General features: G+C 64.0%; 3 protein-coding genes and 1 pseudogene. 2 read left to right on the top strand and 2 right to left on the bottom strand.

The window, feature by feature from the left end; all coding sequences use genetic code 11:
* Positions 1–1051, bottom strand: a 1051-nt coding sequence (trmFO, locus tag VKP01_RS17335; protein ID WP_324414505.1) for a methylenetetrahydrofolate--tRNA-(uracil(54)-C(5))-methyltransferase (FADH(2)-oxidizing) TrmFO, incomplete at its 3' end; no start/stop codon positions are given.
* Between the two features lie 202 nt (positions 1052–1253).
* On the opposite strand from trmFO, the gene VKP01_RS17330 reads away from it, so the two are divergent.
* A complete protein-coding gene (locus tag VKP01_RS17330) occupies positions 1254–1685 on the top strand; it encodes a CBS domain-containing protein (protein ID WP_324414502.1) in 432 nt (143 codons plus the stop codon).
* 12 nt (positions 1686–1697) lie between these two features.
* On the opposite strand, the pseudogene VKP01_RS17325 reads toward VKP01_RS17330, so the two are convergent.
* A pseudogene (locus VKP01_RS17325) lies at positions 1698–2680 on the bottom strand (patatin-like phospholipase family protein).
* Between the two features lie 151 nt (positions 2681–2831).
* Here VKP01_RS17325 and VKP01_RS17320 point away from each other — a divergent pair.
* Entirely contained in the window at positions 2832–3302 is a 471-nt protein-coding gene (locus VKP01_RS17320; protein WP_324414500.1) for a CAP domain-containing protein, read from the top strand.
* Positions 3303–3470 lie beyond the last annotated feature (168 nt).

Raw genomic sequence — 3470 nt, 5'->3', positions numbered from 1 at the left:
AGCGCAGCCGCGGCATGGCTTCGAGCCGCAGGGTCGCGTCGAGCAGGCGGGGCGAATTGAGGTAGGTGTTGCGGTGGATGCCACCGAGACGGGCGAATTCCGCATTCTCGAGGCCGGGAATCATGCGCAGGATCGCGGCCTGCGCCCCGTATTTCAGCTTCGTCTGGAAGCCGACCATGTTGTATAGCGTGCCCAGCGCATTGTCCTGGCGCAGTTGCACCACGGCATGCGGCTTGACTTCAGGGTCATGCGGATTGGTCAGGCCGACGGGTTTCATCGGCCCGTGGCGCAGCGTCTCGCGTCCGCGCTCGGCCATGACCTCGATGGGCAGGCAGCCATCGAAATAGGGGGTGTTGGCCTCCCATTCCTTGAACTCGGTTTTATCGCCCGCCAGCAGCGCGTCGATGAAAGCCTCGTACTGCTCCTTGTCGAGGGGGCAGTTGATGTAATCAGCGCCGGTGCCGCCCGGGCCCGGCTTGTCGTAGCGGCTCTGGAACCAGGCCTTGCCCATGTCGATCGATTCGCGATGCACGATCGGCGCGATCGCGTCGAAAAAGGCGAGCGCCGTCTCGCCGGTGATTTCGCGGATGGCGTCCGCCAGGGCCGGGGAGGTGAGGGGGCCGGTGGCGATGATCACCTTGTCCCATTCCTCCGGCGGCAGGCCGGCGATCTCACCACGATCAATGGTGATCAGCGGATGGGCTTCCAGCGCCTGCGTCACCGCATCCGAGAATCCGTCGCGATCAACGGCGAGCGCTCCGCCGGCGGGGACCTGATGGGCGTCGCCCATGCGCATGATCAGCGAATCGAGCCGGCGCATCTCCTGATGCAGAAGACCCACCGCATTGCTCTGCGCATCATCCGAGCGGAACGAATTCGAGCAGACGAGTTCGGCGAGGCCGTGGGTCTTGTGGGCATCGGTCATGCGCTGCGGGCGCATTTCGTGCAGAATCACGGGCACGCCCGCCTGGGCGATCTGCCACGCGGCTTCCGAGCCGGCCAGGCCGCCGCCGATGACGTGTACAGGAGCGATATCGCTTTGACGGTTCATGATCTGCCTCGCAGGCCCTGTTTCGAAAGGGGTCTTTCAGATGCGGAGTTAGCAGCAGCTACCGCATGCGACAAGGGCAGGCAGATTCTCCGAACACGATTATCATCACGTTTGATGGTGCGTTATGGTTGCCAGCGCGCGCAAGGTCCAGCACACTGCACAGAACGTGCACATCACGATGCGCGCAATGAGGGAGGGTGCCATGACGGTTCGGCAGGTTCTTTCCAACAAGGGGACGCAGGTCGTCACGATCGCACCGCAGGAGACGCTGTCGCAAGCGGCGGCGCTGCTGGCCGGAAAAAGGATCGGCGCCATCGTCGTCAGTGATGACGGTCGCGCAGTTGCCGGTATCCTGTCCGAGCGCGACATCATCCGCGCGCTGTCGCAGGACGGGGCGGCGGCGCTTGATGCGCCGGTTTCGAAATTCATGACGCGCGATGTCGTGACCTGCGGCATCAATGCGGATGCCGATCATCTCATGCGCCTGATGACGGATGGCAAATTTCGCCACGTTCCCGTGGTCGAAGACGGCGCATTGGCCGGGATCATCTCGATCGGTGACGTCGTCAACCGAAGGCTCGCCGATATCGAGGCAGAACAGCAGGCCTTGAAGGATTACATAGCGGCCGGCTGACGGTGGCCCTGATCAGCGCATGGCCGCCGCCAGCGCTTTCGCCTCGGCCAGCAATTCGCGGATATCGGGCATGGCCCGGCGTGTGGCTTGCGCGCCGAGCGCAATGATTTCATCTGCGCGGTGGAAATCGAAAAGGCCGATCTTCGACAGTTTCGGTGAAATCATCAGATCCGGCGGATCGCCCGCGAGGCGCGCCCGAGAGATCCGGTCCTGGATGATGTTGAACGCATCCAGCATCACCTTGGCCATCCCCGGCGCCACGCGTCGTGCCGGATCGCGGCCACGCAGGCTTTCGGCCACATTGTCGGCCATGTCAAGCATGGGTCCCAGAAAGCCGGGGCGCCCGTTTTCCTCCTCTGCCTCCGGAGTTTCGGCTTCCGCGTCATCGTATGCATCTTCAATCGACTGGATCGTGGTGCCGCGCAGCTTCAGATCGCCGTTGAGATTGACGCAAAGCACCACATCGGCGCCCAGCGCCCGCGCTGCGGAAACCGGAACGGGATTCACGAGCGTCCCGTCAACGAGCAGGCGGTTTCCGATGCGCACCGGATCGATGATGCCGGGCAGGGCATAGGAGGCCTGGACAGCCCGCAGCAGACGCCCGCGCGCGTCAGCCAGATCTCGTGGCCAGTCGTGATCTCGGTGGCGATCGCGCCGAAGCGCATGGGCAGTTCCTCGATTCGCAATCCGCCGAGATCCTCTTGCAACAACTGGCGCAGCTTCTCGCCCGCGATCAGCCCGGAGGCGCCGAGTGAGAAATCGAGCAGGCCAAGCACGCGGGCACGGGTGAGCGAGCGGGCGAACCTCTCGAGATCGTCGAGCTTGCCGGCGGCGAGGGAGCCGCCGACCACCGCGCCGATCGAGGTTCCCGCGACGATGTCGGGCACGAGGCCCTCCTCGGCGAGCACCCGCAGCACCCCGATATGCGACCACCCCCGAGCCGCCCCGCCGCCCAGCGCGATTCCGATTTTCAGGCCGTGATGCGATGCGTGCATGGGTTTGCTCTGAGTGTGGTCGTGCTGGCGAGAAATACCGATATCGCGTAGCAGATGCTTTAGTCGAAATAGTTTCAAGCCACGCCTTAATTTTGCCGGCGAGCGTGTCATAAACGCGGTTTCAGATCGAGCCGATTCCCGGGAGCGGATATTGAGGCAGTTGATTCTCGTCGTGGCCATGGCCGCCTTTCTTGGCGGCTGCGCCCTGTTTTCCTTCCGCGACACCTCCGGCATCACCACCGATCACAGCCATGCGAGCGCCATGGCCGAGGCGCTGACGGCGTATCGCGCGCAAAACGGGCTCGGGCCGGTGCGTGTCGATCGCAGCCTGATGCGCGCCGCTGACGAGCAGGCGCGGGCCGTCGCCGCCATGGATGATCTTGATCACCACGCCGCCGGTCGCTTCGGCAAGCGCATGACGCGTAACGGCATCAACGGCGCTGCGGCGGAAAACCTGCAGGCCGGCGCGCAGACGCCCGAGCGGGTGCTGGAGCGCTGGCAGGCCTCGACCTATCACGACGAAAACCTGTTGATGCCGGAAGCGCGGCGCATCGGCTTGGTCAAGGCTGAGGCGCCGGGAACCCGTTTCGGTAAGTTCTGGGTAATGGTGCTGGCGGATTGAGCCGGGTCAGGCATCGCTGATCGAATCAGTATAGTTGTGACGATTGCCCTGCCAGTCGCGGATGATCATCTCGCCATTGGCCTCGGCCTCGATCGCATCCGGATTGAGCACGGATTTGCCCGCACCGCCGGGGATGTCGAGCACGTAGAAGAACTGGCACAATCCCGA

This window comes from Saliniramus sp. (genome assembly GCF_035311605.1).
Taxonomy (GTDB): domain Bacteria; phylum Pseudomonadota; class Alphaproteobacteria; order Rhizobiales; family Beijerinckiaceae; genus Saliniramus.
This window is presented reverse-complemented; position numbering and strand designations above follow the sequence as displayed.

Bases quoted from the DNA above. Each gene is read 5' to 3' on its own strand.
- VKP01_RS17330 (WP_324414502.1), top strand. From the start codon at position 1,254: ATGACGGTTCGGCAGGTTCTTTCCAACAAGGGGACGCAGGTCGTCACG.